The organism is Micromonospora sp. U21 (assembly GCF_018070045.1).
Classification (GTDB): domain Bacteria; phylum Actinomycetota; class Actinomycetes; order Mycobacteriales; family Micromonosporaceae; genus Micromonospora.
Genome location: NZ_JAGPYK010000001.1, coordinates 135,212 through 160,593, shown reverse-complemented (window position 1 = coordinate 160,593; position 25,382 = coordinate 135,212). Strand labels below are relative to the sequence as shown.

At 71.8% G+C, this 25,382-nt stretch carries 30 protein-coding genes; 17 read left to right on the top strand and 13 right to left on the bottom strand.

What is annotated here, in order from left to right; genetic code table 11:
- Positions 1–21: 21 nt before the first annotated feature.
- The 4 genes from KBX63_RS00850 to KBX63_RS00835 form a co-directional block, all read right to left on the bottom strand.
- On the bottom strand, positions 22–831 hold the full coding sequence (locus tag KBX63_RS00850) for an ABC transporter permease (protein ID WP_210906802.1): 810 nt from the start codon (positions 829–831) through the stop codon (positions 22–24).
- Positions 828–1,799 carry an ATP-binding cassette domain-containing protein gene (locus KBX63_RS00845; protein ID WP_210906800.1) on the bottom strand — a complete coding sequence of 324 codons (972 nt, stop codon included), beginning with the start codon at positions 1,797–1,799 and terminating at the stop codon, positions 828–830. The genes KBX63_RS00850 and KBX63_RS00845 overlap by 4 nt, the downstream gene beginning before the upstream one ends.
- Before the next feature lie 171 nt (positions 1,800–1,970).
- Positions 1,971–3,593, bottom strand: coding sequence for an acetolactate synthase (locus tag KBX63_RS00840; RefSeq protein ID WP_210906798.1), 1,623 nt, complete (start codon positions 3,591–3,593; stop codon positions 1,971–1,973).
- Positions 3,594–3,708: 115 nt separating this feature from the next.
- Entirely contained in the window at positions 3,709–4,482 is a 774-nt protein-coding gene (locus KBX63_RS00835; protein WP_210906796.1) for an enoyl-CoA hydratase/isomerase family protein, read from the bottom strand.
- A gap of 98 nt (positions 4,483–4,580) precedes the next feature.
- On the opposite strand from KBX63_RS00835, the gene KBX63_RS00830 reads away from it, so the two are divergent.
- From KBX63_RS00830 to KBX63_RS00820, 3 genes are all read left to right on the top strand, one after another.
- Positions 4,581–5,060, top strand: a complete 480-nt coding sequence (locus KBX63_RS00830; RefSeq protein WP_210906794.1) for a DUF6232 family protein — start codon at positions 4,581–4,583, stop codon at positions 5,058–5,060.
- A gap of 470 nt (positions 5,061–5,530) precedes the next feature.
- Positions 5,531–6,013, top strand: a complete 483-nt coding sequence (locus tag KBX63_RS00825; protein ID WP_210906792.1) for a DUF6232 family protein — start codon at positions 5,531–5,533, stop codon at positions 6,011–6,013.
- Positions 6,014–6,061: 48 nt separating this feature from the next.
- On the top strand, positions 6,062–6,790 hold the full coding sequence (locus KBX63_RS00820; protein WP_210906791.1) for a hypothetical protein: 729 nt from the start codon (positions 6,062–6,064) through the stop codon (positions 6,788–6,790).
- Between the two features lie 30 nt (positions 6,791–6,820).
- Here KBX63_RS00820 and KBX63_RS00815 read toward each other — a convergent pair whose 3' ends face one another.
- Positions 6,821–7,117: a PfkB family carbohydrate kinase gene (locus tag KBX63_RS00815; RefSeq protein WP_210906789.1), complete on the bottom strand. Its 297-nt coding sequence runs from the start codon at positions 7,115–7,117 to the stop codon at positions 6,821–6,823.
- A gap of 25 nt (positions 7,118–7,142) precedes the next feature.
- On the bottom strand, positions 7,143–7,985 hold the full coding sequence (locus tag KBX63_RS00810) for an ABC transporter ATP-binding protein (protein ID WP_109818017.1): 843 nt from the start codon (positions 7,983–7,985) through the stop codon (positions 7,143–7,145).
- Positions 7,986–8,116: 131 nt separating this feature from the next.
- Between KBX63_RS00810 and KBX63_RS00805 the strand changes: the two genes are divergently transcribed.
- Both KBX63_RS00805 and KBX63_RS00800 read left to right on the top strand, forming a co-directional pair.
- Positions 8,117–9,124, top strand: a complete 1,008-nt coding sequence (locus tag KBX63_RS00805) for an ABC transporter ATP-binding protein (protein WP_210906787.1) — start codon at positions 8,117–8,119, stop codon at positions 9,122–9,124.
- Positions 9,121–10,137, top strand: coding sequence for an ABC transporter permease subunit (locus KBX63_RS00800; protein ID WP_210906785.1), 1,017 nt, complete (start codon positions 9,121–9,123; stop codon positions 10,135–10,137). Before KBX63_RS00805 ends, KBX63_RS00800 begins: the two co-directional genes overlap by 4 nt.
- Before the next feature lie 121 nt (positions 10,138–10,258).
- Here the strand turns inward: KBX63_RS00800 and KBX63_RS00795 are convergent, their stop codons facing one another.
- Positions 10,259–11,434: an ROK family transcriptional regulator gene (locus KBX63_RS00795; protein ID WP_210906783.1), complete on the bottom strand. Its 1,176-nt coding sequence runs from the start codon at positions 11,432–11,434 to the stop codon at positions 10,259–10,261.
- Positions 11,435–11,601: 167 nt separating this feature from the next.
- On the opposite strand from KBX63_RS00795, the gene KBX63_RS00790 reads away from it, so the two are divergent.
- The 4 genes from KBX63_RS00790 (at position 11,602) to KBX63_RS00775 (ending at position 14,830) form a co-directional block, all read left to right on the top strand.
- The gene (locus tag KBX63_RS00790) at positions 11,602–13,056 is read left to right on the top strand and encodes a glycoside hydrolase family 3 protein (protein ID WP_210906781.1); all 1,455 of its coding nucleotides are present in this window, start codon (positions 11,602–11,604) and stop codon (positions 13,054–13,056) included.
- Between the two features lie 82 nt (positions 13,057–13,138).
- Positions 13,139–13,678, top strand: a complete 540-nt coding sequence (locus KBX63_RS00785; RefSeq protein WP_247661431.1) for a hypothetical protein — start codon at positions 13,139–13,141, stop codon at positions 13,676–13,678.
- The gene (locus KBX63_RS00780) at positions 13,675–14,169 is read left to right on the top strand and encodes a thiol-disulfide oxidoreductase DCC family protein (protein ID WP_210906779.1); all 495 of its coding nucleotides are present in this window, start codon (positions 13,675–13,677) and stop codon (positions 14,167–14,169) included. The genes KBX63_RS00785 and KBX63_RS00780 overlap by 4 nt, the downstream gene beginning before the upstream one ends.
- Entirely contained in the window at positions 14,132–14,830 is a 699-nt protein-coding gene (locus KBX63_RS00775; protein ID WP_210906777.1) for a TetR family transcriptional regulator, read from the top strand. Before KBX63_RS00780 ends, KBX63_RS00775 begins: the two co-directional genes overlap by 38 nt.
- Before the next feature lie 222 nt (positions 14,831–15,052).
- On the opposite strand, the gene KBX63_RS00770 is transcribed toward KBX63_RS00775, so the two are convergent.
- Entirely contained in the window at positions 15,053–15,715 is a 663-nt protein-coding gene (locus tag KBX63_RS00770) for a GNAT family N-acetyltransferase (protein WP_210906775.1), read from the bottom strand.
- A gap of 88 nt (positions 15,716–15,803) precedes the next feature.
- Positions 15,804–16,283 (bottom strand): DUF4396 domain-containing protein, encoded by a 480-nt coding sequence (locus KBX63_RS00765; RefSeq protein ID WP_247661430.1) that lies wholly within the window; start codon positions 16,281–16,283, stop codon positions 15,804–15,806.
- A gap of 448 nt (positions 16,284–16,731) precedes the next feature.
- On the opposite strand from KBX63_RS00765, the gene KBX63_RS00760 reads away from it, so the two are divergent.
- Entirely contained in the window at positions 16,732–17,247 is a 516-nt protein-coding gene (locus KBX63_RS00760; protein ID WP_210906773.1) for a hypothetical protein, read from the top strand.
- A gap of 10 nt (positions 17,248–17,257) precedes the next feature.
- Here the strand turns inward: KBX63_RS00760 and KBX63_RS00755 are convergent, their stop codons facing one another.
- Positions 17,258–17,989, bottom strand: a complete 732-nt coding sequence (locus tag KBX63_RS00755) for a Clp protease N-terminal domain-containing protein (protein ID WP_210906771.1) — start codon at positions 17,987–17,989, stop codon at positions 17,258–17,260.
- Positions 17,990–18,123: 134 nt separating this feature from the next.
- Entirely contained in the window at positions 18,124–18,588 is a 465-nt protein-coding gene (locus KBX63_RS00750; protein ID WP_210906769.1) for a carboxymuconolactone decarboxylase family protein, read from the bottom strand.
- A 147-nt stretch (positions 18,589–18,735) separates the two neighbouring features.
- Here KBX63_RS00750 and KBX63_RS00745 point away from each other — a divergent pair, with 147 nt between their 5' ends.
- Positions 18,736–19,602 carry a sigma-70 family RNA polymerase sigma factor gene (locus KBX63_RS00745; protein WP_210906767.1) on the top strand — a complete coding sequence of 289 codons (867 nt, stop codon included), beginning with the start codon at positions 18,736–18,738 and terminating at the stop codon, positions 19,600–19,602.
- 98 nt (positions 19,603–19,700) lie between these two features.
- Positions 19,701–20,528, top strand: a complete 828-nt coding sequence (locus KBX63_RS00740) for a DUF72 domain-containing protein (RefSeq protein ID WP_210906766.1) — start codon at positions 19,701–19,703, stop codon at positions 20,526–20,528.
- A gap of 56 nt (positions 20,529–20,584) precedes the next feature.
- On the opposite strand, the gene KBX63_RS00735 is transcribed toward KBX63_RS00740, so the two are convergent.
- Complete coding sequence (locus KBX63_RS00735) at positions 20,585–20,911, bottom strand: hypothetical protein (protein ID WP_210906764.1); 327 nt, start codon at positions 20,909–20,911, stop codon at positions 20,585–20,587.
- A 161-nt stretch (positions 20,912–21,072) separates the two neighbouring features.
- On the opposite strand from KBX63_RS00735, the gene KBX63_RS00730 reads away from it, so the two are divergent.
- The 3 genes from KBX63_RS00730 (at position 21,073) to KBX63_RS00720 (ending at position 22,546) form a co-directional block, all read left to right on the top strand.
- Positions 21,073–21,495 carry a VOC family protein gene (locus tag KBX63_RS00730; protein WP_210906762.1) on the top strand — a complete coding sequence of 141 codons (423 nt, stop codon included), beginning with the start codon at positions 21,073–21,075 and terminating at the stop codon, positions 21,493–21,495.
- A gap of 1 nt (position 21,496) precedes the next feature.
- Entirely contained in the window at positions 21,497–22,048 is a 552-nt protein-coding gene (locus tag KBX63_RS36310) for a YdeI family protein (protein WP_210906760.1), read from the top strand.
- An 84-nt stretch (positions 22,049–22,132) separates the two neighbouring features.
- Complete coding sequence (locus KBX63_RS00720; protein ID WP_210906758.1) at positions 22,133–22,546, top strand: nuclear transport factor 2 family protein; 414 nt, start codon at positions 22,133–22,135, stop codon at positions 22,544–22,546.
- A gap of 491 nt (positions 22,547–23,037) precedes the next feature.
- Here KBX63_RS00720 and KBX63_RS00715 read toward each other — a convergent pair whose 3' ends face one another.
- Entirely contained in the window at positions 23,038–23,766 is a 729-nt protein-coding gene (locus tag KBX63_RS00715) for an aromatic acid exporter family protein (protein WP_210906756.1), read from the bottom strand.
- 107 nt (positions 23,767–23,873) lie between these two features.
- Between KBX63_RS00715 and KBX63_RS00710 the strand changes: the two genes are divergently transcribed.
- Together KBX63_RS00710 and KBX63_RS00705 are read left to right on the top strand one after the other, a co-directional pair.
- Complete coding sequence (locus KBX63_RS00710; RefSeq protein WP_210906754.1) at positions 23,874–24,188, top strand: hypothetical protein; 315 nt, start codon at positions 23,874–23,876, stop codon at positions 24,186–24,188.
- Between the two features lie 175 nt (positions 24,189–24,363).
- Positions 24,364–25,335: a J domain-containing protein gene (locus tag KBX63_RS00705; protein ID WP_247661490.1), complete on the top strand. Its 972-nt coding sequence runs from the start codon at positions 24,364–24,366 to the stop codon at positions 25,333–25,335.
- Positions 25,336–25,382 lie beyond the last annotated feature (47 nt).

The following is a 25,382-nucleotide window of genomic DNA, read 5'->3' as shown; positions in this document are numbered from 1 at the left end:
GCCCAGGCGACCCGCTGCGGGTCACACTCGGCGCTTGAGCCCCCGCACCGCCAGCGGTGCGAAGATCACCGCGATGCCGGCGCCCCAGAGCAGCGTCTGGAGCACCGGGCCGGCGACCGGACCGCCGACCAGGAGCCCGCGCAGCGCGTCGGCCACCACGGTCACCGGGTTGACCTCCACCCAGTTCTGCAGCCAGCCCGGCATCCGGTCGGTGGGCACGAAGATGTTGCTGGTGAAGGTCAGCGGGAAGATCACCATGAAGCCGAAGATCTGCACCTTGTCCGGCTCGCTCACCAGCACCCCGACCAGCACCGAGATCCAGGACGCGGCCAGCGTGAACGCCAGCAGCAGCGCGAACGCCCCGACCACCCCGAGCAGGCCGTTGCCGACCCGGAACCCCAGGATCGCCCCGACGCCGAGCAGCAGCGCGATCGACCAGGCCTGCTTGACGGTGTCGGCGAGGATCCGCCCGGCCAGCGGCGCCCACCGGGCGATGGGCAGCGCCCGGAGCCGGTCGAAGACGCCCTTGGTGAGGTCGTTGTTCAGCCCGAACCCGGTCGTCATGGTGGCGAAGAGCGCGTTCTGCACCATGATGCCGGGCAGCATGAAGGTGAGGTACTCGCCGGAGGACCCGGCGATGGCGGTGCCGAAGACGTAGGTGAACAGCAGCACGAACATCACCGGCTGGATGCTCAGGTCGAGCAGCTCCATCGGGTTGTGCTTGATCTGCACCAGGCTGCGCCAGGCCAGCGTGAAGGTGTGCCGCAGCCCGGCGGCGGGACTGAGCCGGCGGGCCGGCGTCAGCGCAGGGGCAAGAGTGGCGGCGATCATGCCGAAGTCCTTTCCAGGTCGGTGCCGGCCTCGGCGTCCTCGGCCCGGTGGCCGGTGAGGGAGAGGAAGACCTCGTCCAGGCTGGCGCCGCGCAGCGCCAGTTCGGCGACCGCGATCTCGGCCGCGTCGAGGCGGCTCACCACCGCGGGCAGCACACCGGGGTCGTTCACCGCGACGGTGACCGCGTTCTGGGCCACCTCGGGAGTCGCGCCGGACACCTCGCCGGCGATGGCGGTGACGGTGCCCAGGTCGGCGAGGTCGGATGGCCGCACGGTGAGCGTCTGACCGCCGGTCTTGGCCTTCAGCTCCTCCGGCGTGCCCTGCGCGATCACCCGGCCGTGGTCGACCACGGCGATCTCACCGGCGAGCTGGTCGGCCTCCTCCAGGTACTGCGTGGTGAGCAGCACCGTCACCCCGTCGGAGACCAGCGCGCGGACGATGTCCCACAGGTCGTTGCGGCTGCGCGGGTCCAGGCCGGTGGTCGGCTCGTCGAGAAAGAGCACCTGCGGCCGGCCGACCAGGCTGGCGGCGAGATCCAGCCGGCGCCGCATACCGCCGGAAAAGGTCTTGGCGGCCCGGTCGGCGGCGTCGCTGAGCTGGAAGTCGGCGAGCAGTTGGCGAGCGCGCTGCTTGGCGTCGGCCCGGCTCAGCCCGAGCAGCCGGCCGATCAGCAGCAGGTTCTCCGCGCCGGTAAGGGTCTCGTCGACCGAGGCGTACTGGCCGGTCAGGCCGATCAGTTGACGCACCCGGTGGGCGTCGCGCACGACGTCGAACCCGCCGACCGTGGCGTGGCCCTCGTCGGCGCGCAGCAGGGTGGCGAGCACCCGCACCGCCGTGGTCTTGCCGGCGCCGTTCGGCCCGAGCAGGCCGAAGACGGTCCCGGTCGGGACCGCCAGATCAACTCCGGCGAGGGCGGTGGTGGCGCCGAAACGGCGCACCAGGCCCTCGGCGCGGATCGCGTAGTCCATCGCAACTCCCTGTCGTCTTCGGTGGTGACACCACCATGGGCGACAGGGCTGACATCCCGCCGGTCCCCGGCTCACGTTACGACGACCGGCGCTGACATTCCGCTGATTTAGCTGCGGGACGACGCCGCGCCGCCGCCCGCTGAGGGGCGACGGCGCGGCGGTGGGTGCGACTCAGGCCAGGTTCGACGACCGGGGGTACGCGTCGGTCGGGTCGGTGAGCACGTTGACCAGGTACGGCACTCCGGCGTCGAACGCCCGTTGCAGGGCCGGCCCCAGGTCGGCGGCCTTGGCGACCGTCTCCCCCGCGCCGCCGAGCGCGCTGACCACCGTGTCGTAGCGCAGCTCCGGCTGGAGATCGGCGGCGACGTCGTAGCCGTACATGGCCCGCATCGGGTGCTTCTCCAGACCCCAGATGCCGTTGTTGCCGACGACGATCACCACGGGCAGCTTCTGGCGGACCAGCGACTCGACGTCCATCAGCGAGAAGCCGGCGGCCCCGTCGCCCATCAGCACGCAGATCTGCCGGTCCGGGTGACTGACCCGGGCACCCATCGCGTAGCCCATGCCGGTGCCCAGGCAGCCGTACGGGCCCGGGTCCAGCCAGGTGCCGGGCTGGGCCGGCTCCAGGTACCGCCCGGCGTACGAGACGAAGTCACCGCCATCGCCGATGGTGATCGCGTCACGGGCGAGCACCCGGCGCAGCTCGCCGTAGATCCGCGCCGGCCGGATCGGGTCGGTCTCGGCGGCCATCTCGGCCGCGTCGCGGGCCCGGGCCGCGTCCTCGGCGGTGCGCAGGTCGGCGATCCAGCCGCTGTGGTCGGCCCGGTCGCCCGCGTGGTCGGCGAGCGCGGAGAGGATCAGGCGCAGGTCGCCGGCGGGTGCGGCGGCCGGCTGCACGTGCCCGGCGCGCTGGCTGGGGGCGTCGACGATGTGCACCACCTTGGCGTCACCGAAGTCGCCGAAGCTGAGCCGGAAGTCCAGCGGGGTGCCGACCACCACGACCACATCGGCGCCGGAGAGCGCGGCCCGGCGTGCCTTGGCGAAGGCGAGCGGGTGTTCCGGCGGGAGCGAGCCACGGCCCATCCCGTTGGTGAAGACCGGCACCTGCAACGCCTCGGCCGCCTCACGCAGCGCGGCGACCGCGTCGCCGGCGTACACGTCGGAGCCGGCGATGATGACCGGCCGCTGCGCGGCGGCGATCAGCGTCGCGGCCCGGGCGACCTCGTCCGGGTCCGGCTCGACCGGGTCGACGCCGGTCGGGGCGGGCACGTCGGCCTCGGCGACCGAGAAGACCGTCTCCAGCGGGAAGTCGAGGAACGCCGGGCCGCGGTGTGGGGTGAGCGCCGCGGTGAGCGCCGCACCCACCGCGCGCGGGATGTCGTCGGTGCTGAAAACCGTCTCGGCGTGCTTGGTGACCGGGGCGACCAGCGGCAGGTGGTCCATCTCCTGGAGGCTGCCCGAGCCCCAGCGGAACGCGGGCGCCCTGCCGCCGAGCACCAGCACCGGGGAGGCGTTGAAGAAGGCGCTGGTCATGCCCGACATGCCGTTGGTGACGCCGGGCCCGGCGGTGAGCACGGCGAGGCCGGGACGACGCTGAAGCTTGGCCACCGCCTCGGCGGCGAAGACGGCGGACTGCTCGTGCCGGACGTCGTAGATCGGGAAGCCGGTCTTGTGCGCGGCGTCGTAGAGCGGGAAGACGTGCCCGCCCGAGAGGGTGAACATCTCGCGTACGCCGTGCGCCCGCAGCGCCGCGAGCGCCAACTCCCCGCCGTGACCTTCGACCCGCTCCGTCATGCCGCTCCCCTTCGTCGCTTCTGACCGGAGGCCCACGCTACTGGCCGGTAGGCAGAATGTGAACCGTTCTCGGCTCGCCGTCGGGCCGGCGGCGCGGGCCGCCGGCCCCGGCCGCTCAGCGGCCCGTGAAGCCCGGCTTGCGCTTCTCGACGAATGCCGCCATGCCCTCGCGCCGGTCGTCGGTGGCGAACAGCGCCGCGAAGAGCTGACTCTCCCAGGCCAGGCCCGAGTTCAGGTCCATGTCCAGGCCGCCGTCGACCGCCAGCTTCGCCGCGCGCAGCGCCTGCACCGGTCCGGTCAGGTACGGCGTCACCAGCGCGACCGCCGCCTCGTACACCTCGGCGGCCGGAACGACCCGGTCGGCCAGGCCGATCCGCAACGCCTCCTGCGCGTCCACCATCCGCCCGGACATGATCAGATCCTTGGCGCGGGCCGGGCCGACCAGCCGGGCCAGCCGCTGGGTGCCGCCAGCGCCGGGGATGATGCCCAGCTTGATCTCCGGCTGGCCCAGCTTGGCGTCCTCGGCCACCACCCGCCAGTCGCAGGCCAGCGCCAGCTCGCAGCCGCCACCGAGGGCGTAGCCGGTGATCGCGGCGACCACCGGCTTGGGGATCCGGGCGATCGCGCCGAGCGCGCTGGACAGGTTCGCGGCCCGGTCGGCCATGTCCACGTAGGACATCTCGGCCATCTGCTTGATGTCCGCGCCGGCGGCGAAGACCTTCTCCCCGCCGTACACGATGACGGCGCGGACCTCCGGGTCTGCGGTGGCCGCAGTCGCGGCGGTGCGCAACTCCTCCTGCACCTGGGTGTTGAGCGCGTTCATCGGCGGCCGCTCCAGCCGGATGGTGCCGATGCCGTCCTTGGTCTCCAGCCGAACGAACTCGCCCACGCTGCCCTCACTTCCTCGTCGAAGTCGCGTGCCAACCTTACGACCCGGCTCGTTGGGGTAAGTAGTCTGGTGTCAGCCCCGCGGGCGGGAGTCCAGCCATGATCACCTATTACGACGACAGGTCGGTGCAGGTCACCTCCACCGCCGTCCGAGTGGACGGTCGCAGCTACGCGCTGGCCGACATCACCATGATCTGGCACCGCCGGGGCAGCCGCTCCTGGCGGGTGCTCGTCGGGCGTGGTGCGATCGGCGCCGCGCTGGCCGGTCCGCTGGTCGCGGCCGTGCTCGGCATCGGCGTGGCCGTCTGGCTGCACCGCTCGCCCACCGTGACGATCGCGATCGTCGGCGCCTCGGTGCTGGTGGGGCTCGCCGTCGGCCCCATCGCCGACTTCCTCTTCGAACACCTGGACCGCTCGTACGCCCGGGGCAGCCGGCAACTGGAGATCTGGGCGCGCTGGCGCGGCCAGCCGGTGCGGCTGCTGCGCACCGGCGACGCGCTGCGCTTCGGTCAGATCTACCGGGCGGTGCAGCGCGCGGCCGAGCACAGCCACCCGGCCCGCCCGGTCACCCGCCGCTAGCCCGCAACGGTCAAAACATGATCGGCTCGGCCGGCAGCATGACGAACGTGCGCGGATGGCGGCGGACGAGCACGACGGTGCGCTCCGGCTCGGTCACCGGTCCGACCCACGTGACCGGCCACGGCCCGCCGGACCACGGAAACGACCCGAGCTCGCGCTCAGCACGGGCGGAACTATGTCCCTGGCAGCGCCTTTGGAGCTGATGTCGTAAACGAATCGGGCGAGAGCCCTCGATGCCGTAGACGGACCGGGCGCATGAGAACCCGCAATGCCGTAGACGGACCGGGCGCATGAGAACCCGCGATGCCGCAGACGGACCGGGGCTGATGAGAACGCGCGATGTCGTAGACGATTCAGCTCCAAAGGAGCGTGCGCGCCACCATCCCCATCCCCCGACCCGACCTTCGTCACGGTCGGTGCGACGAGAGCCGGGCGAGGCGCGGGTTGCCGGCGGATGGTTAGGCTTGCTGATGACCCTCTATTACCGGGACGACGCGGTGCAGGTGACCTCCGAGTCGATCCGGGTGGGCGGTCATCTGGTCTCCCTCTCCGACGTGACGTACGTCTGGCACGCGCGCGGCCCGAAGACGCTCGCGGTACGCGGCCGGGTGCTCGGTCGCGGTGTCCTGGTCCTCCTGCTCTCGCTGCCGCCGCTGGTGGCGCTGGTCTGCGTGCTCTCGCTGGCCTACACGGCACAGGACCGGGGCAACTGGAAGATGGCGCTGATCGTCCTCGCCGCCTGCGCGGTGGGGGCGTTGGCGCTGACCCCGTTTCTCGAGATCCCCCTCGGCTGGCTGGACCGCTCCTACGAGCGCGGCAGCCACGTGCACGAGCTGTGGGTGCAGCACCACGGTCGGGAGCAGCTGCTGCTGCGCACCCCGGACGCGCTCCGGTTCGGGCAGATCTACCGGGCCGTGCAGCGCGCCGTCGAGCAGCAGGGCGACCATCGATGACCGGCCGGCGTCGGGCGGTTGTGGTGCGGCCGGCGCACACTTGATCCCATGGCGATTCCTCTCCCCACACCCACCGTTATGGTCGGCCTGACCCGCTCCGCTCTCGACCAGGCGTTCGGCTCGGCCGCCTCGTTCGCCGCCGTGCCCGCCCGCGCGTTCGCGGTGCTGGACGGGGTGGAGGCGCTGCTGGCCCGGATCAACGGCGTGGTGGATCGGATCGAGACGACGCTGGACCGGACCGACCAGGTGCTCACCGACGCCGAGACGGCGGTCCGCGAGGTGGCGGTGATCAGCGCTGCCGCTACCACCGCCATCGACACCGCCACCGAGGTGGCGACGGCCGCAGCCGTGGTGGTCCGGGAGGCCGACCAGGTCGCCCGCCTGGCCGGCACGGTGGTCGCCGAGGCCGACACGGTGGCCGGCCGGGCCGCGGTCACCGTGGGCACCGCCGCCGAGGCGGCGGCCACCGCGGCCGAGCTGCTGGCGGCGTACGAGCCGGCACTGCGGCGGGCCGCGCCGATGGCGGGGCGGTTCGTCGGGGAGCTGAGCCATGAGGAGGTCACCGCGGCGATCCGCCTGATCGACGAGCTGCCCAAGCTCAAGCAGCACCTGACGGCGGACATCCTGCCGATCCTGGCCACCCTGGACCGGGTCGGGCCCGACCTGCACGACCTGCTCGACGTCACCCGCGACCTCAAGCTCGCCGTCGCCGGCATCCCGGGCCTGGGCATGCTGCGCAGGCGGGGCGAGAAGCTCGGCGACGATCTGGTCGGCTGAGCCCTCGCCGGCCGGCGTGGGGCACTGGGATCAGCCCGGCGCGTACAGCTCGTCGATCTCGGCGCGGCGGGGCAACGCCACCGAGGCGCCGAGCCGACGGACGCAGGCCGCGCCGGCCGCCGACGCCCAGCGCACCGCGTCGATCAGGTCCCGTCCCTCGCCCCAGCCGACGGCCAGCGCGGCGACCGCCTGGTTGGCGCCCTTGCCGCCGGGCACCATCACGAAGTCGGTGCCGAGCATCGTCTCGCCCGGCCGGGGCAGCGCGGGCGCCATCGCGACCAGGTCCATGTTGGCGCTGCCCACCACGACCACCCGGGTCCGCGGCACGGTCACCTCCCGCCCTGTCGCGCGCTCAGGCGGCGCGGGCGGTGTAGCGGTCGCCCGACCGTTCGACCACCAGGGGCAGGCCGAAGGTCTTGGAGAGGTTGTCGCCGGTCAGCGTCTCGGCGAGCAGGCCCTGCGCGACCACCCCGCCCTCGCGAAGCAGCAGCGCGTGGGTGAACCCCGGTGGGATCTCCTCGACGTGGTGGGTTACCAGGACCAGGGCCGGGGCGTCCGGGTCGTACGCCAGCTCGGCCAGCCGGGCCACGAGGTCCTCGCGCCCACCCAGGTCGAGCCCGGCGGCGGGCTCGTCGAGCAGCAGCAGCTCCGGGTCGGTCATCAGCGCGCGGGCGATCTGCACCCGCTTGCGCTCACCCTCGGACAGGGTGCCGTAGCGGCGCTCGGCGAGGCCGCCGATGCCGAGCTGGCTCAGCAGCGCCCGCGCCCGCGCCTCGTCGCCGCGGTCGTAGCTCTCCCGCCAGCGGCCGACCACCGACCAGGCGGCGGTCACCACCACGTCGCTGACCCGCTCCTCGGCGGGCAGCCGTTCGGCGAGCGCGGCGGTGGACAGCCCGATCCGGGTACGCAGCTCGTTGACGTCGGTGCGGCCGATCCGCTCGCCGAGCACGTGGGCGACACCGGTGGTGGGGTGCAGCCGGCCGGCGGCGAGGTTGAGCAGGGTCGTCTTGCCAGCCCCGTTTGGGCCGAGCACCACCCAGCGCTCGTCCAGCTCGACCCGCCAGGTCAGATCCTGCAGCAGGGCGGTGCCGGACCGGCGCACACCGACGCCGTCGAGGCTGACCACCAGATCCGGGTCCACGGGTGCGGCGGCAGGCGCGGCGCCGGCAGCGCCGGGGATCAGGTCACCAGTCACCGGACCATCCAACCACGCAGCGCCGCGTTGCCCCCCACGGGCGGCGTCCCGGTCATAGGGTGAGGCGCCGTGTCGTTGATCACCACACCCGGAGGACGGCCCATGCCCCGTCAAGGTACGGAGCCGCGCGGATGAGCGCGGTCATCGAGATCGAGGGTCTTCGCAAGACCTTCCACAGCCTGCGGAACGGCCGACGGGTGGCGGTCGACGGGTTCGACCTACTGGTCGAGGCGGGTCAGATCCACGGGTTCCTGGGCCCGAACGGCTCCGGCAAGACCACCACGCTGCGTGCCCTGCTCGGGCTGGTCCGGGCCGACAGCGGCCGGATGAGCGTGCTCGGTGAGCCGTCGCCACAGCTCCTGCCCCGGGTGGCCGGCCGGATCGGCGCCATCGTGGAGAGCCCGCAGTTCTTCGGCAACTTCACCGGGTACCGCACACTGCGGCTGCTGGCCCGGGCCGGCGGGGTTCCGATCGCGCGGGTGGACGAGGTGCTGGACACGGTGGGCCTGCGCGACCGGGGCGACGAGCGGGTGAAGGGCTACTCGCTGGGCATGAAGCAGCGCCTCGCGGTGGCGTCCGCACTGTTGAAGGACCCGCAGCTGCTCATCCTTGACGAGCCGGCGAACGGGCTGGACCCGGCCGGCATCCGGGAGATGCGGGACCTGATGCGGTCGTTGGCGGCGGCCGGGGTGACCGTGCTGGTGTCCAGTCACATCCTGGGCGAGATCCAGCTGATCTGCGACCACGTCACGATCATCTCGCGGGGCCGGCGGGTGGCGACCGGCCGGGTGGACGAGGTGCTGGCCGGCTACGACCGGCACGAGTTCCTGGTCCGGGTGGCCGAGCCGGAGCGGGCCGTGGAGCTGCTGCACGAGGCCGAGCTGACGGCCAGCGTGGACGGCGAGGCGCTGGTGGTGGGCGGAGTGACCGACCCGACGGTGATCAGCCGGGTGCTCGGTGAACAGGGGCTGTGGGTGGGCGAGCTGACCCCGCTGCGGCCGGATCTGGAGAGCGTCTTTTTGGAGCTGACCGGCGCTGGCGGGCATCCGTCGGTGCCCCGGCAGGTGGACGACTCGGGGCCTCTGCCTGGTGCCGGTGATGCTGAGATCGATCTCGACGTACGGGGAGTGGACGCGTGAACCTGGTCCGTGCCGAGGTGGAGCGGCTGTCCGCGCGTCGCTTCGTGCAGCTCATGGTCGTCCTGCTGGTGCTGGCGTTCGGCGTCACCGCAGCGACCACCCTGGCCGGCTCGCACAAGCCGAGCGCGGAGGAGCTCAGCTCTGCGCGGAGCCAGGCCGCCGAGGCGCGGCAGAGCATGGAGAACACCTTCCAGCAGTGCCTGGCCCGACAGAACGGCGCGCTCCCGCCGACCGACAGCGAGCAGTACTTCCCCTCCGACTGCTCGGAGATCGACCCGACCCTGCGGGACCGGCTGCCGATCGCCGCCGACTTCCTGCCCGGGGTGTTCAGCTTCGCCCAGCAGGCACGCCCGCTGCTCTACTTCCTCATCGCTTTCCTGGTGCTGTTCGGGTTCCTGGTCGGCGCCTCGTACATCGGCGCGGACCTGAACTCCGGTGGTGTGGTGAACCTGCTGCTCTGGCGACCGCGCCGGATGACGGTGCTCGGCGCGAAGCTGGGCACCCTGCTCGGCGCGGTCCTGGGGCTGGCCGTGGTGGCCTCGGTGGTCTATCTGGCCACGTTCTGGGTGATCGGGCAGACCGCCGGGCTGGGCGGCCCGCTGGGCGGTGACTTCTGGCGCTCCCTCGGCGCCGTGCACGGCCGTGGCCTGGTGCTGGTGCTGCTGGCCAGCGCGTTGGGCTTCGCCATCGCCACGCTGGGTCGGCACACCTCGGCGGCGCTCGGCGCGGTCGCCGCGTACGCGGTGGTCTGGGAGCTGGGCGCCCGGCTGGTGTTGGAGATCGTCGACGCCCGCCGCCCGGACCAGCTGATGCTCTCCAGTTACATCGGGGCGTGGCTCAGCGGTGAGGCGCGGTTCTACGACAGCCGGCTCTGCACCGGCACCGAAACGGGCATGTACTGCGAGGGGTTCTACTCGCTGACCTGGGCGCCGTCACTGGTGGTGCTGCTCGTGCTCACCGGCGCGCTGACCGCGGCGGCGTTCGCCGTGTTCCGTCGCCGCGACCTGATCTGAGTCGCGGCCCGGGCCGCCCGCCCTGGTGCGGGTGGCCCGGCCCGCCGCAGCGGTCGCGGCAAGAGCTTGCAGCATGCCGACCAGCGGTGAAATATTCCTTCACATGACCGCCCCAGCGGGCTCAGCCGATGGTGGAGCCGAACACCTCGTCGCGGACGGCGTCCAGTGCGGTGCGCAGCGCACCGCGCAGGATCGGCTCCTCGGTCAGCCCGGTGGGCACCACCCGGGGCCGCACCAGGGTGATCGCCGCCACCTCCTGCTGCACCCGGTCGGCGAGCGCGGCGCCGCCGGCCTGGCCGACCTCCCCGGCGAGCACCACCAGCGGCGGGTCGAGCACCACGCAGGTGCTGGCCACGCCGAGCGCGAGCCGGCGGGCCAACTCGTCGAGCATCGGGGCGCCAGCGTCGCCGTCGGCGACGGCGGCGCGCACGGCCTCGGCGGCGTCGGTGTCCGGGTAGCCGTGCTCGCGGGCCACCGCGCGCACCGAATCCGCGCCGATCAACTGCTGGAACGCCGGCTTCGCGCGACGGGAGACGTCACGCGGGATGGGCGCACCGGGCACCGGCAGGTAGCCGATCTCACCGGCCGCGCCGCTGCTGCCGTGGTGCAGCCGCCCACCCAGCATGATCGCCAGACCCACGCCGGCGCCCACCCAGACCAGCACGAAGTCGGCCAGCCCCTGCGCGGCCCCGGACTGCGCTTCGGCCACCGCGGCCAGGTTGACGTCGTTCTCGAAGACCACCGGGGTGTGCAGGTCGTCGCGCAGCGCGGCGAGCAGGCCGCTGTGCCAGCGCGGCAGGTTGAAGGCGAAGGTGATGTCGCCGGTGTGCGGGTCGACCAGACCGGGCGTGCCGAGCACGATCCGCCGTACGCTGCTGAGCTGCGCCTGGGCGCTGCTCGCGGCCTGCACCACGGCGTTGTGCACCACGCCCACCGGGTCGTCCGTGTCCCGGGTGGACTGTTCGACCCGGCCGATCACGGCGCCGGTGATGTCGGCGCACGCGGCCACCACCCGGTCCGGCCCGACGTCCACACCGACCACGTGGGCGCTGCCGGGGCGTACCGCGTAGAGCTGGGCGTTCGGGCCGCGCCCGCCGGCCTGCTCGCCGACCCGGGCGACCAGACCACGCTCCTCCAGGCGCTCGACCAACTGGGAGGCGGTGACCTTGGACAGCCCGGTCAGCTCGCCGAGCCGGGCGCGGGTCAGCGGGCCCCGTTCGAGCAGCAGTTCCAGCGCGGCACGGTCGTTGAGCGCCCGCAACAGGCGGGGGGTGCCGGGCAGCCGGGTCGCACTCATGCCACGTCCTCTAGTTTTAGTAAACTTTGCTAACTGTAAACCGACCTGCGAACGGGTAGCCGTAGCGTATCGGCCACCCGGAGGCGGAGCGCTCGGCCGACCCGGCAGGGCGATGACCACCGCCGGTACGACATTCGTGCCCGTGGGTACCGAAGGGGGAAGATCACGTGGGGCTCGATCCAGGACTGCGCCGGCTCGCGCTCGGCACGCTGCTCGCCGCGTACCCGGGACCGGTCCCCCCGGACTGGGCCGTCGACCTGGTAGCAGACGGGCTGGCCGGGCACACCCTGTTCGGCACCAACGTCCACGACCCGTCCCAGGTGGCGGCCAGCACCGCCGCGCTGCGAGTCGGCCGGGCCGACGTGCTGATCGCCATCGACGAGGAGGGTGGCGACGTGACCCGGCTGGCCCACGCCACCGGCAGCCCGTACCCCGGCAACGCCGCCCTCGGCGCGATCGGCGACGTGGCGCTCACCCGACGGGTCTACCAGGCGATCGGCGCCGAGCTGGCCGCCCTCGGCATCACCGTCAACCTCGCTCCGACGGTGGACGTGAACACCGCCGACGACAACCCGGTGATCGGCACGCGGTCGTTCGGCGCGGACCCGGTGCGGGTGGCGGCCCACTCGGCCGCCGCCGTGACCGGCCTGCAGGCCGCCGGCGTCGCCGCCTGCGCCAAGCACTTCCCCGGCCACGGCGCCACCGTCACCGACTCCCACCACGAGCTGCCCACCGTGGACGTTCCACTGGCCCTGCTGCGCCAGCGGGACCTGCCGCCGTTCGCGGCGGTCGTCGCCGCCGGGGCGCGCGCGGTGATGACCGCGCACATCCGCGTGCCGGCGCTGACCGGCACCGGTCCGGCCACCTTCAGCCGGGCCGTCCTCGTCGACCTGCTGCGCACCGAGTACGGCTTCACCGGCACCGTCATCACCGACGCGCTGGAGATGAAGGGTGCGGCAGTCGCGGCCGGCGGCGTGGGGCCCGCCGCGGTGCGGGCCCTGGCCGCCGGCGCCGACCTGCTCTGCATCGGCGCGAAGGTCGACGCCGAGCTGGTCGAGCGGGTGGCCGCCGAGATCGTCGACGCGCTCACCGACGGCCGGCTGGCGACCTCCCGCGTCGAGGAGGCGGCCGGCCGCGCCGCCGCGCTCGCGACCTGGACCCGGATCGCGGGCGAATCGCCGGCCACCCCCGAAACCAACCTGGGGTACGCGGCGGCGCGCCGGGCGGTCCAGGTGGACGGGATCCTCACCGGCCTGGGTCGGCCGCTGGTGGTGCAGCTGCACACCGAGTCCACCATCGCCGAGGGGCGGGTGCCCTGGGGCCTCGGCCCACACCTGGACGGTGTGCAGGAGATCCGGGTGATCGCCGCCGAAACCGACAAGGCGACGCTGCGTGAGCTGGCCGGCGACCGACCGATCGTGCTGGTCGGACGGCACCTGCACCGGCTGCCCGGCGGCCCGGACCTGATCGCCGGCCTGGCCGCGGAGCACCCGGTCACCGTGGTGGAGATGGGCTGGCCGGCGCAGTGGCGTCCGACCGGCGTACGCGCCTTCGTCACCACGTACGGCGCCAGCCACGCCAACGGTCGGGCGGCGGCGGAGGCGCTCGGCCTGGCCGGCTGAGCGGTCGAACCGGTCGGGCCCAGGGCCGATCATCCTCTCTTGAACATGTTCAATATCTGTCCTAAGCTAACGCCGTCGATAGTTGAACACGTTCAAGAAGGGCGTCCGCATGGACATCAAGGTCTGGATGTACGTGATCTACCTCGTAGTCAGCATCGGCCTGACCATCTGGGTGGCCCGGGCTCTGTCCCGCAACGGGCAGATCTTCCTCGAGGAGGTGTTCGCCGACGAGCGGCTGGCCCAAGCGGTGAACAGCCTCCTGGTGGTCGGCTTCTACCTGCTCAACCTCGGCTACGTGACGGTGGCGATGAAACACCCCGACCCGGTGGGTTCGACCAGCCAGGCGATGGAGGAGCTGTCCCTCAAGATCGGCTTGGTGCTGCTGGTGCTCGGCGCGCTGCACTTCTTCAACGTCTTCGCGCTCGGCCGCTACCGCCGGGGTCGACTCCGCCAGCTCGCCACTCATCCGCCTCTCGCACCGGTCGGCCGGCTGCCCATGCCGTCCACACCGCACGGCTCGCATCCGACCAGCCCACTCCTGCCGACCGGCACGCAGACAGCCGCCGAGCCGACCTCGCAGCCGGGCGGCGGGTCGGTGAACAATCCACCGCCGCCGCGATGACTGCCTCACCGGCCGACAGCCACGGCCGGCTCCCGGATCCCACCGCATACGGGGGCGGTGGGATCCGGGAGTTCATCGTCCTATTCGACGCGAACTGCCCGCTCTGCCGTGCCGCCCGCCGATGGCTGGCTTCCCGGGCCCAGCTCGTACCCCTGGAGTTCGTGCCGGCCGGTTCGGCCGAGGCCCGGCGGCGCTTTCCCGGCCTGGACCACGACGCGACACTGCTCGACCTGACCGTGGTGGCCGACAGCGGCGAGGTGTACGCGGGCGACGGCGCCTGGTTCGCCTGCCTCTGGGCATTGGCCGACCACCGGTCGACGGCTGAGCGGCTGGCCCGACCGCGCCTGTTGCCGCTCGCCCGGCACCTGGTGACCACCGCCTCGGCGATACGGGAGCGGGTTCGCGATGCGCGGGCTGAGCCGGCTGACGAAATGGCGGGATACGGTGACCTCGATGACCGAGCAGACTGCGCCGACGACCGCTGCGGGTGAGCCTGCGACCGCCCGAGGCGAGCAGACACGGCAGCTGATCCGGGACACCGCGATGCGGCTCTTCCGCGAGCGCGGTTACGCCCAGACCACCATGCGGGCGATCGCGCAGGAGGCTGGCGTCGCGGTCGGCAACGCCTATTACTACTTCGGGTCCAAGGACCACCTGATACAGGAGTTCTACGCTCAATCGCAGATCGAGCACCGGGCCGCCGCCCAACCGGTGCTCGACCGGGAGGATGAGTTCGCCGCCCGGCTCGCCGGGGTGTTGCACGCCGGCATCGACGTGCTGACCCCATCGCATGGTTTCGCGGCCACCTTCTTCAAGACCGCGGCGGAGCCCACCTCCCCGCTCAGCCCCTTCTCCGCCGAGTCGTCCGGCCCCCGGCAGGCGGCAATCGACCTCTTCGCCGAGGTGTTGACGGGCTCGACCGCCAAGGTCGACGCCGAACTACGCCCCCAACTGCCCGAGCTGCTCTGGCTGGCGTACATGGGTGTGGTCCTCTACTGGGTGCACGACAGGTCTTCCGGGCAGACCAAGACCCGGCAGCTGATCGACGGTGTCGTACCGCTGATCGACCGGCTCGTGGCGCTGTCCCGACTGCGGGTCCTCCGCCCCGTGACTCGGCAGGTTCTCGACCTCATCCGCACGCTACGTCACTGAGCTGGCCGGCACCCTCGACCAGCTCAGCCCCAGGTCAAGTCCGCTATTCGACACTCCGAACCGACAGCTCGCACCTTGCACCGAGCCTGCTCGATACGTAGCGTGATCGACACGTACCGGCCCGTCCACCACGCGGCCGGTCACCCGAAACCGGGACCTGGGGGAAGGTTGCGGACCGTGGATCCGGCCCGGGATCCACGGTCCGCGCCCCGCGACGCAGCCTCAGCGTGGATAGACCCCGTACGCACGCCAGCCCCGGTCCGGGAAGCCGGCCGCCCCCGCGACGCGGGCCGAGGCGTGATTGTCCCGTTCGTGCAGGTAGGTGGGCACCGCGCCCTCGTCGAGCACACGCCGGGCCGCCTGCGCCACGAGCCGGCGGGCGAGACCGCGACCGCGAGCCTCGGGCACGGTGCCGACAGCCAGTTCGCGCCCGTACGCGTCGTGCCGCTTGATCCCGGCCCCGGCCAGGTAGTTGCCGTCCGGGTCGCGGACCACCAGCACCGGCCGGTCGAACAGCCGCAGCCAGGGCGGCAGCCCGGGCGCCGTCGACTCGGTCCACTCCCCCACGTCGGGCAGCGGCGCGGGAGCCAGGCTCCACCGGAAGGGGCCGTCGTGCACGCACCAGTCGGGCAGCCCGACAGTCTCCGGCAGCGCCGGGAGCAGCCGGTCCGGCGCACGCCGGGCCAGAGCGCGGACCGCCGCCACCCGGTCCGGTGGCACGGAGAGCACGGCGCTCTGTCCGGTGTCCACGGCGAGCGCCGGACGCAGCCGGCCGTCCCAGGCCGGTTTGGCCCGCCGGTGCGAGGCGACGACGTGCAGCCCCGGCGGGGCCGGCCACTGGCCGAGCCAGGTGGCCAGGTGCAGTTGGAGCCGCCGGTCGAGCATGCGCACCTCCCCGTCAGCCGGCCCGTCGTTGATCACCGTACGCCGGGCGGCCCCGACGGGCGGACGATCCGTCAAGGGCCGGGCCGGGCTACGAGGCCGCCGGAACGTCGGGGTGGTGCCCACGGTGGTGGTGCTGGTGCACCGCCGCGTGCCCCCGCCCGCGGACGATCAGCGCCCGGTTCACCGGCACCGTGACCACGAAGGCCACCGCCAACGCGCCGGCCAGGCTGCCCCAGAACAGCGGGTCGGTGAGGCCGGCCCGCATGGCGCCCGGCACGGCGAGCATCACGCCGTTGTCCACCAGCTCCATGACGGCGATGCTGACCGTGTCGGCGACCAGGGCCACCCGGATCGCCCGCGCCAGCGGCAGGCCGGAACGGAGCACCGGGCGGACCGTCAACGCGTAGCCGAAGACGAACGCCAGCGCGACGGCGAGGGCGATGGTGGCCAGGTCGGACCAGCCGAGCGCGGTGCCGATGACCATGCCGAGCACCTCGCCGATGGCGCAGCCGGTGAGGCAGTGCAGGGTTGCGGCGACGGCCAGTCGGGTGGGACCCATGTTCTCCATGCCCGGCAGCATATACCCCCCGGGGGTATCAACTCCAGAGATGCGGATCACTTCACCGTCGCGACCGGGAACCAGGCGCACCGATCGACCGTCATAGGTATTTCCATACATGGACACCTTTGTTTGGGACGGTATGGTCATGCCGATTCAGCCGAACGACCGCTACCAGCAGGACCCCGAGCGACTCTGGCGGGCAACGGAGCCTGCTGACCGCTTTCCGGCCCAGCCGCGATACCGGGGAACCCGCACGACGGGAGGCGCGGACGCCCTGTGCTGGGCGGAGCTGAACAAGCTGCCGGCCGGCAGTTCCGCACGGCGGGGTCTCAACACCCGCTGACCCGGGCAGCGGCCGGCGACACACCCGGGCTGTCCAACACCGGCTTTCGCACACCTGTCGGGTAACTTCTTCTGGTCTGAAATCCGGCCTACGACAGGAGAAGCTCCGCGCATGGGCAAGAAGACGATCCACGTCTCCGACTTCACCGGCACGGTCCTGCAGGACGACGACGAGGTGGTCCGCATCGTCGTCCTGGAGCACCCGGACCTGGTCGCCGGGCCCGTGCAGCTGGACGCCACCCCGGCCGAGGTGGAGAACATCGACGACGCCGCGCTGGACGTGGCGGTGGTCGAGATCCACGACCGGCACGGCGGCGGCGAGCCGCGCCGGGTGGTGCTGACGGCCAGCGAGTTCGACGCGATGGCCACCGACGTGCCGATGGCGCAGCTGCTGAAGACGGCCGAGCGGGTTCGCCCGCCGAAGGCCCGCAAGAGCGCTGAGAAGATCGACTACGGCACGCTGGACCACGCCGGCAAGCCGCACCGGGGACGGGTCACCGAGGAGGAGGCCCGACTGGTGCGTGAGCAGCTCGACGAGGTCAACAAGCGCCTCGCCGACCAGGGCGTGCGCCAGATCGACCCCGCCGATCCGGAGCACGCCCTGCGTTACGGCTTCCCGGCGCCCTGATCCCGGAAGGTCACTTCTGCCCGACTGCCGCGGCGAGGGCGGCGGCCAGGTCGGCCTCGACGGTCGACTTCTCCAGGCCGAGGTTGGTGAGCACGCCGGCGCCATCCTCCTGCTCCAGCAGGGCGAGCAGGATGTGCTCGGTGCCGATGTAGTTGTGCCCGAGCCGCAGCGCCTCCCGGAAGGTCAGCTCCAGCGCCTTCTTGCCGCGCGCGTCGTACGGGATGAGGTCCGGGACCTGGTCGGCCGGCGGCGGCAGGGCTGCGCCCACCGCCTCGCGCACCGCCTCCGGCGAGGCGCCCCGACCAGCCATCACCTTGGCGGCCAGCCCCTCCGGCTCGGCGAGCAGGCCCAGCACCAGGTGCCCGGGGCCGATCTCGGCGTGCCCGCCGGCGCGCGCCTCCTCCTGCGAGGCCATCACCACGTTGCGGGCGCGGGGCGTGAACCGACCGAAGCCGGCGTTCGGGTCGAGGGCTGCCGCCTCGGTCGAGGCCTTCGGCACGAAGCGCTTCTGCGCGGCCTGCTTGCTGACCCCCATGCTGCGGCCGATGTCGGTCCAGGAGGCGCCCGAGCGCCGGGCCTGGTCGACGAAGTGACCGATCAGGTGGTCGGCGACGTCACCCAGGTGGTCGGCGGCGATCACCGCGTCGGTGAGCTGGTCGAGGGCGTCGCTGTGTGCCTTCTTGATCGCCTGGATCAGGTCGTCGAGGCGAACGGGATTGCTCATCTGGATAGGATCCGTCATACGTCAACCATAGGTTGACGCGCCTCCGCCGTCAACCTCAAGTTGACGATCAGCACGCCCTCGATCACCTGATGCTCAGCAGTCGTCCATTCGGGGCAGCTGCTGAGCATCAGGCGATCAGACCCAGCGGGCTGTCAGCCCCATGCCTGCGGGGCCGGCTGCCGGGTGGTGACATTGAGCCGGTTGAAGAAGTTGCTGGTGGCCACCCAGAGCACAATCGCGCCGAGCTCCTTCTCGCCGAAGTGCCGGGCCGCCTCCGCCCAGACGTCGTCCGGCACCGCGTCGGCCCGATCGGCGAGCCGGGTGGCGGCCTCCGCGAGCGCCAGCGCGGCCCGCTCCGCCTCGGTGAAGTACGGGGTATCCCGCCAGGCGGCCACCGCGAACAGCCGCTCCTCGGTCTCGCCCCCCTTCCGGGCGCCCCGAGCACCCGAGTCGACGCAGGCCCCACACCCGTTGATCTGGCTGACCCGCAGGTGCACCAGCTCCAGCGTGCTGCCCGGCACCCCGGCCGAGTGCGCGGCCTTGTAGAGCAGGTTGATCGCCTTCACCGTGTCCGGCAGCAGGCTGGCGGGGTTCTGGATGCGCGGTTCGATGATCATGTCGGTCGTCCCGTCTTGTTAGGCTGCCCGGCGCGCGTCGTGGTACGACGTCCCCGGTTGTCACTGGAATGTCGGCCGGCAGACGGACGGCGTGACAGATGTGGCGGCGGTCACAAAAGCTCAGGTGCGCCCGGGGGTGGTGAGGTCATGATCGAGGCGGATCTGCTGGCCCGGCGCTTCGAGGAGAACCGGTCACGGCTACGGGCGGTCGCCCACCGGATGCTGGGCTCCGGCACCGAGGCCGAGGATGCCGTCCAGGACACCTGGTTGCGGCTCAGTCGAGCGGATGTCGCGGGCATCGACAACCTCCCCGGGTGGTTGACGACCACGGTCGGCCGGGTCTGCCTGGACCGGCTGCGAACGCGTACCGCCCGCCCGGAGCAGCCGTGGGGCACCGCCGCACCGGAGCCCGACCCGACCGACGGCGCCCCGGTCGACCCCGAGCGTGAGGCCGTGCTGACCGAGTCGGTCGGCCGGGCGCTCCTGGTAGTCCTGGACACCCTCGCGCCGACCGAACGGTTCGTGTTCGTACTGCACGACATGTTCGCGGTCTCGTTCGAGGAGATCGCCGCGGTGGTCGACCGCAGTCCCGCCGCCGTCCGCCAGATCGCCAGCCGCGCCCGCCGCAGGGTGCACCAGAGCGGGACCGTCCGGGAGACGGACCCGGCCCGGCAGCGGCGAGTGGTCGAGGCGTTCCTCGCCGCCTCGCGCGAGGGCCGGTTCGACGACCTGGTCAACCTGCTCGACCCGCACGTCGTCATGCGCGCCGATCCGGTGGCCGCAGGCCTGGGGTCGGCCGCCGAGACACGCGGCTCGGCCACCATCGCCGGCTTCTTCAACGGCCGCGCCCAGGGGGCGTCGCCGGCGTACGTCGATGGGATGCCGGGGGCGGTCGTGGAGCTCGGCGGGGATGCCCGGCTCGCGCTCAGCTTCATCGTCACCGACCGGATCATCGGCATCGAGGTGGTGGCCGACCCCGCGCAGCTCGCGACGCTCGACCTGATCGTCGGATAGGCGGAGCCGCAACAGGTGGGCGGCGCGTATAGCGTGGGCTCCGGTCAGGCGGTTCACCTGGGGAGGGATCGGTCATGCGTCTTCATGTGGGATGCGCGATGTGGACCCACAGGTCGTGGCAGGGCCGCCTGCTGGCGCATCCCCTTCCGCCGCAGGAGCGCCTACGGCACTACGCCAGCTGGTGCGACGCCGTCGAGGGAAACACGACGTTCTACGCGACTCCGGCCCGGGACACCGTGGCGTCCTGGGCCGCGCAGACCGATCCCGACTTCCGGTTCGTCCTCAAGCTTCCCAAGATCGTCACCCACGAACGCCGGCTCACCGACGCCGACGAGCCGCTGCGCGCGTTCCTGCACGCGATCGAGCCGCTCGGCCCACGCGCTTATGCGCTCTGGATCCAGTTGCCAGGGTCGTTCTCGCCCGTTGACGTCCCAACCCTGAGCGGCTTCCTGAGCCGGCTCCCCCGCTCCCACCGGTACGCCGTCGAGGTCCGCCATCCCGCGTTCTTCACCGAACCCCGCGCGACCCGACTCCTGGCGGAGACCCTCACCGCCGCGGCCGCGGAGTGGATTCCCTTCGACACCACCGCGTTCTTCACCAGCCCGCCGACCAGCGACGCGGAGCGGGACGCCTGGACCAAAAAGCCGCGCGTGCCACTCCGCTCGCTCGCTCTGACGGACCGGCCGATCGTCCGCTACCTCGGCCGCGACGACACCACGCGGACGGTCGAAGGGTGGCAGCGCTGGGTCGACGTCGTCGCCGGGTGGCTGCGCGAGGGACGCTCGCCGACGATGTTCATCCACACCCCGGACAACGCCGACGCGCCCGTGCTCGCCCGTCGCTTCCACGATGAGGTACGAGCACGCGTACCGGAGCTCGAAGCGCTACCCGAGCCGATACCGGTCGAGCCCCTGACCCTCTTCTGACCCGTCATCGACGCACAGGCCGGCCGGGCGGGCTCCCGCCCGCCTCGGCCTGCGGGTCAGAAAGCGCGGAAACTCGTCCAGCGGCCGGCCGGATAGGTGCGGAGGGTGCCCACACCCGTCGCCGGTCCGGAGCAGTCCGGCGTCTGATAGAACGTGACGTCCCGGAAGCCGCTCCAACCGACGTGGCTGTCCGCGGTCGCGGGTAGCGCCGTGCATTCTCCGGTCGGAGCGGGGACGTTCGCGACCTTCGTGGTGAAGGTCCCGCTGTAGAAGGTCAGGCCGGAATCCTGCGCTGAGGCGGGTGACGCCAGGACACCGAGCCCGACGGTCATGATCGCGGACATGGTCAGCACGGCGACGGTCCTGGCTGCTCCTGCTCGCATGCGCTACTCCAATGCATCGACGGCTATTGAGACATCGTTGTCGCGATTCGTTGCTACCGCAAGCACTTGCCACAACTCCGCGGTTGCCCGTCATTGAGGAACAGCAGCTTCCGCAATAGCCGATAGCGTGGCCGCGGAACCCATCGACGAGGGGACACGTGATGAGCCTGCGAGGATTCGCCACACTCAACATCTGGGCGGACGACGTGGCAGCGGCGACGGCCTGGTACGCGGATTTCCTGGGCATGGAGGCCTACTTCCTGCGGGCCGGACCCGACGGGCGCCCCGCCTACACCGAGTTCCGCATCGGCGACTACCAGGCAGAGCTGGGCATCATCGACCGCAGGTACGCGCCGCCCGGCGCGACCGGGCCCGGCGGCGCCGTCATGCACTGGCACGTCGACGACCTCAACGCCACCGTCGAGCGGCTGCTGGCGATGGGCGCCACGGAGTACCAGCCGATCACACCGCACGGGGACGAGGGGTTCATCACGGCCGCCGTGGTCGACCCGTTCGGCAACGTGCTGGGTGTCATGAACAACCCGCACTACCTCGACGTCCTCTCGTCCGTGAAACCGGCGTGACGTGGACGTGCACGACTTTGCCGACGCCACGGCATGGGAGACCTGGCTCGCCGCGCAGCACGAGGTGCGGGGCGAGGCGTGGCTGCGGATCGCCAAGCGACACTCGGGGCTCGCCTCGATCACGATCGTGGACGCGCTCGACGTGGCGCTCTGCTACGGCTGGATCGACGGTCAGCGCAAGGGCCTCGACGACGTGTCGTTCCTCCAGCGGTACTCGCGCCGCCGGCCACGGAGTTCGTGGTCGCAGGTCAACGTGGCGAAGGTCGAGGCACTGACGGCGGCCGGGCGGATGCGGCCCGCAGGGTTCGCGGAGGTCGCGGCCGCCAAGGCGGACGGGCGGTGGGAGGCGGCGTACGAGTCGCAGCGCACCGCCGCCGTCCCGCCCGATCTGACGGCCGCGCTGGTCGGCGAACCCCGCGCGACCGCCGCCTTCGAGCGGCTCGGCCGCTCCGCCCGGTACGCCGTGATCCTGCCGCTCCTCAAGGCTCGCACCCCGGAAACGCGGGCGAAGGTCCTGGCCCAGGCGGTCGCGCGGCTGGCGGCTCAGGAGTAGGGCGTGGGTCCTCCCCCGGGGATGTCAGGGGTCCCTGATACCACCTGCGGTGACATGGGCTATCGGTTGGCGGAGGAGACGGTCGTGGACACTCGGAAGTTGGCCCAGAGGTGGGCCAGGACATGGACCGAAGCCTGGCCGGTCAGGGACGTTGAGGCGATCGCCGCCCTGCAGAGCGAGGACGGCGACCACTGGGCCTCGATGTTCCGCCGGTACCGCGGGCGTTCCGGGCTTCGGGTCTATCTGCAGGAGTGCTTCGGCGAGGAGTCCCGCCCTGCGGAGGTGTGGTTCGCCGAGCCGCAGGTCGACGGCGATGCGGCTGCCGTGGAGTACTGGTCGGTGATCTACGTCAAGGGCCAACCGACGACCATCTCCGGCTGCACGTTGGTGCGCTTCGACGAAGCTGGCCTCGTGGCGGAGGCTCGCGACTACTCGCACGTCAAGGAGGGCCACCACGCACCGCCCGCGGGCCTGTTCGGGGCAGTCCCTGCCGCTTAGTCCCGATCGTCGCTGTCCACCGCCCGTCTTACCAGCGCTGCCGCTCTGCCGGGGTCCAACCCGCTGGCGGTGAGCAGATCGTGCGCGGCCGTCCGGAACTCACCCACGGCGATCAGCCCCGAGTAGCCCAGACGGTGGGTGTGCGGGCGCGTGGGGTCCGGCACATCTTCTCCCCGCGCCCGTCCGACCATCTCGACGGCCGCCAGGATCTGCTCGCGCGCCTCGTGGGGCTCCCCGCCGGTGCGAATCGTGCACCTCAGGGTCTGCACGCCGTCGGCCAGCAGGTCGATGGCGGCGGGCAGCTCCTCCGGTATCGGTTCGTCGTCCTTGAGGGCTGTCGTGAGTCGCCGCGCGATGGACCGGCAGCTGTGCAGGCTGCGCTCCAGATGCCGGACGGCCTCGGTGTAGAAGGCCAGGGAGGTGCGTTCGCCAGCGGAGCGGGGCTAATCGCACCACATCCTGGGCGGCGCTGAGCCCCTCCTCCAGCGCGGTCAGCCGGCTGTCGAGGCTGCGCAACCGGCGCAGGCTCCGCTGGGCCTCATCAAGATCGCGGGCACGCAACGCCGTGGCCAGATCGTGCATGGCCGCCATCCCCGGGTCGAGAACGGGTTCGGCCAGCCGCTGCACCGTCGTTGCGGGTGGATGGGCACCAACAGCAGGCCGACTGCCAGCCCGATCAGCCCCCCGACCGCGGCGTCGACGAAGCGGGGGACGGACAGTTCACGCACCGGCGGCTCCAGCGTGGCGATGAGCACCGCGGTACCGCCGGCCTGGGTGAGCAGTGACCCGCCGCCCTTGAGCAGGATGGCGACGACGATCGCCAGCACGACGACCGCGCCGGTCTGCCAGGCCCCGATGCCGAACAGCGGCACGAGCGTGTCAGCGACTGCGAGCCCGAGGACCACCCCGGCCAGCAGCTCGACGGTGCGCCGTAGGCGGGATCCCATCGAGGCGGCCACGATGCCGACCGCGGTGCCGACCGCGGTGGTCGGCGCCAGGACCGGGGATGGATTGTCCAGGAACTGGTACCCCACGAACCAGGCGAGCGCCGCCGCGATGCCGGCCTGCACGGCGAGCAGGCCGAACAGGCGTAACCGCCAGGCACGGGCGCGTACCACGTGCCGCCCCCGCTCCCGCAGGGCAGCGAACGTCCGGCCAGCCCGAGTCCGCCCGTGCGGTGCCGGGTCGGTTTCGGCTGTCGGCTCCTGGTTCGCGGGCACGCGCGCCGTCTACCCACCGCACGCGAACCTATCCGGCGCACCGGGCCGGGCCCGGTGTGGTCCTGCGACGCCTTCCCGGTACGCGCGCCGGATCTTGGGCTGCCCGGATGGAGGCCCAGCCGAAGCAGCACATCGAAAGCTGGGTGCGGGCCATGCGGCAGCACGACTTCCTCCGCTTCCAGGACATCGTGTACGCAGTCGCAACGGCGCTCGCTGCGGCCCTGCCGACGGAACGGATGTACTCCCAGCCAGCAGGGCAACGCGCACCTGCACTGGCACCTCGCGCCGCTACCCCCGCGCCGTACCACCACCACCAGCAGCAGCAGTTCCACGACCTCATGGCCGAGAACGGCGTCCTCCCGACCGACGAGGAGGCGCAGGCGGCCCTGGCACGGGACATCCGCCGACACCTCCGCGCCTGAGGGTCGGTACCAACTCGGCCGCTGCCTGGCCCGCCACCAGCCCGCACCGTACGGTCACCCACGAATGGACGCGTGCGGCGGCTCACTGCGGCGGCCCAGGGCGCGTACGTATCGACAATTGCTGTTATGATCACCGGGCACGCGCCCCGATTGTTCATAAGATCCGGTGGATATCATGTTTCCTGACGGGCAGGATCCGTACACGCTTCTCGGCGTGACACGCGAATCGTCGGTCGCGGAGATTCGGGAGCGCTACCTCCTTCTCACGCAGATCTGGCATCCCGACCGGCATCAGTCGAGTCCGGCAAAGGTCCGGGAGGAAGTCACCCGGCAAATGCAGCAGATCAACGCGGCGTACAAGCATCTGACAGATGTCCACACCCGCGCACGTCAGGACCGCGAGCGTCAGACCCGGGAACGCCAGGACCGCGAACGCGAGACCCGCGAACGCCAGACGCGCGAACGCCAGGACCGCGAACGCCAGACACGCGAGCGCGAGACCCGCGAACGCGAGCACCCCAGAGCTCGGTGGACGCACCCGGGATTCCCAGGCGCGAGCCCCGAGGGCACCTCAGCGGATTCGCCTTCAGCAATTCACCCGATTGCCATCTCACTTCGATCGGGTGAAAGGGGGTACACGCTTCGAGCGCACCTCGACGACCAACGGACCGAAGCGGCTTTCCTCGGCGCCCAGAGTCGTCTGCTCGTATTCAGATCCGCGGAATCCCTGCGCAAGTATGTGGCCAGGACCGAAGCCCATGAATTGGCCACCATCGCGGGATGGGAAGGTTTCATGGACCGGATGGGCAGCACGGCGAAGGAGCCTGACGACGACCACAGCTTCGACTTCGACCTCATCGCATACAGCCTGAGATTTCCGCCGGCGCAATGGGTTCCGACCCTGTTCATCGCCCACCGCGATCTCATTCGCGAGATCTCAGAGGCGTTCGAGCTTGCCGATGTGCTGAAGCTGCTGACCGTGGGTTCGCCCCTGGATCACCTCGATGATCTTTTTCGGATCGTCGACAGGCCGATCGCCGGCTGGGGTGCCCGTCGCCAACTTGCGTCCCTCCAGGGCGGGCTGTTCAGCGGTGTGTGGCGGAAAGCGATCGGCGGAATCGAAGAACGCGTCCGCTGGCTACGTTGAAACTGCTCCCGGCTGGCGCACTTCCCTGGCTTGAGCAGACGTAACCG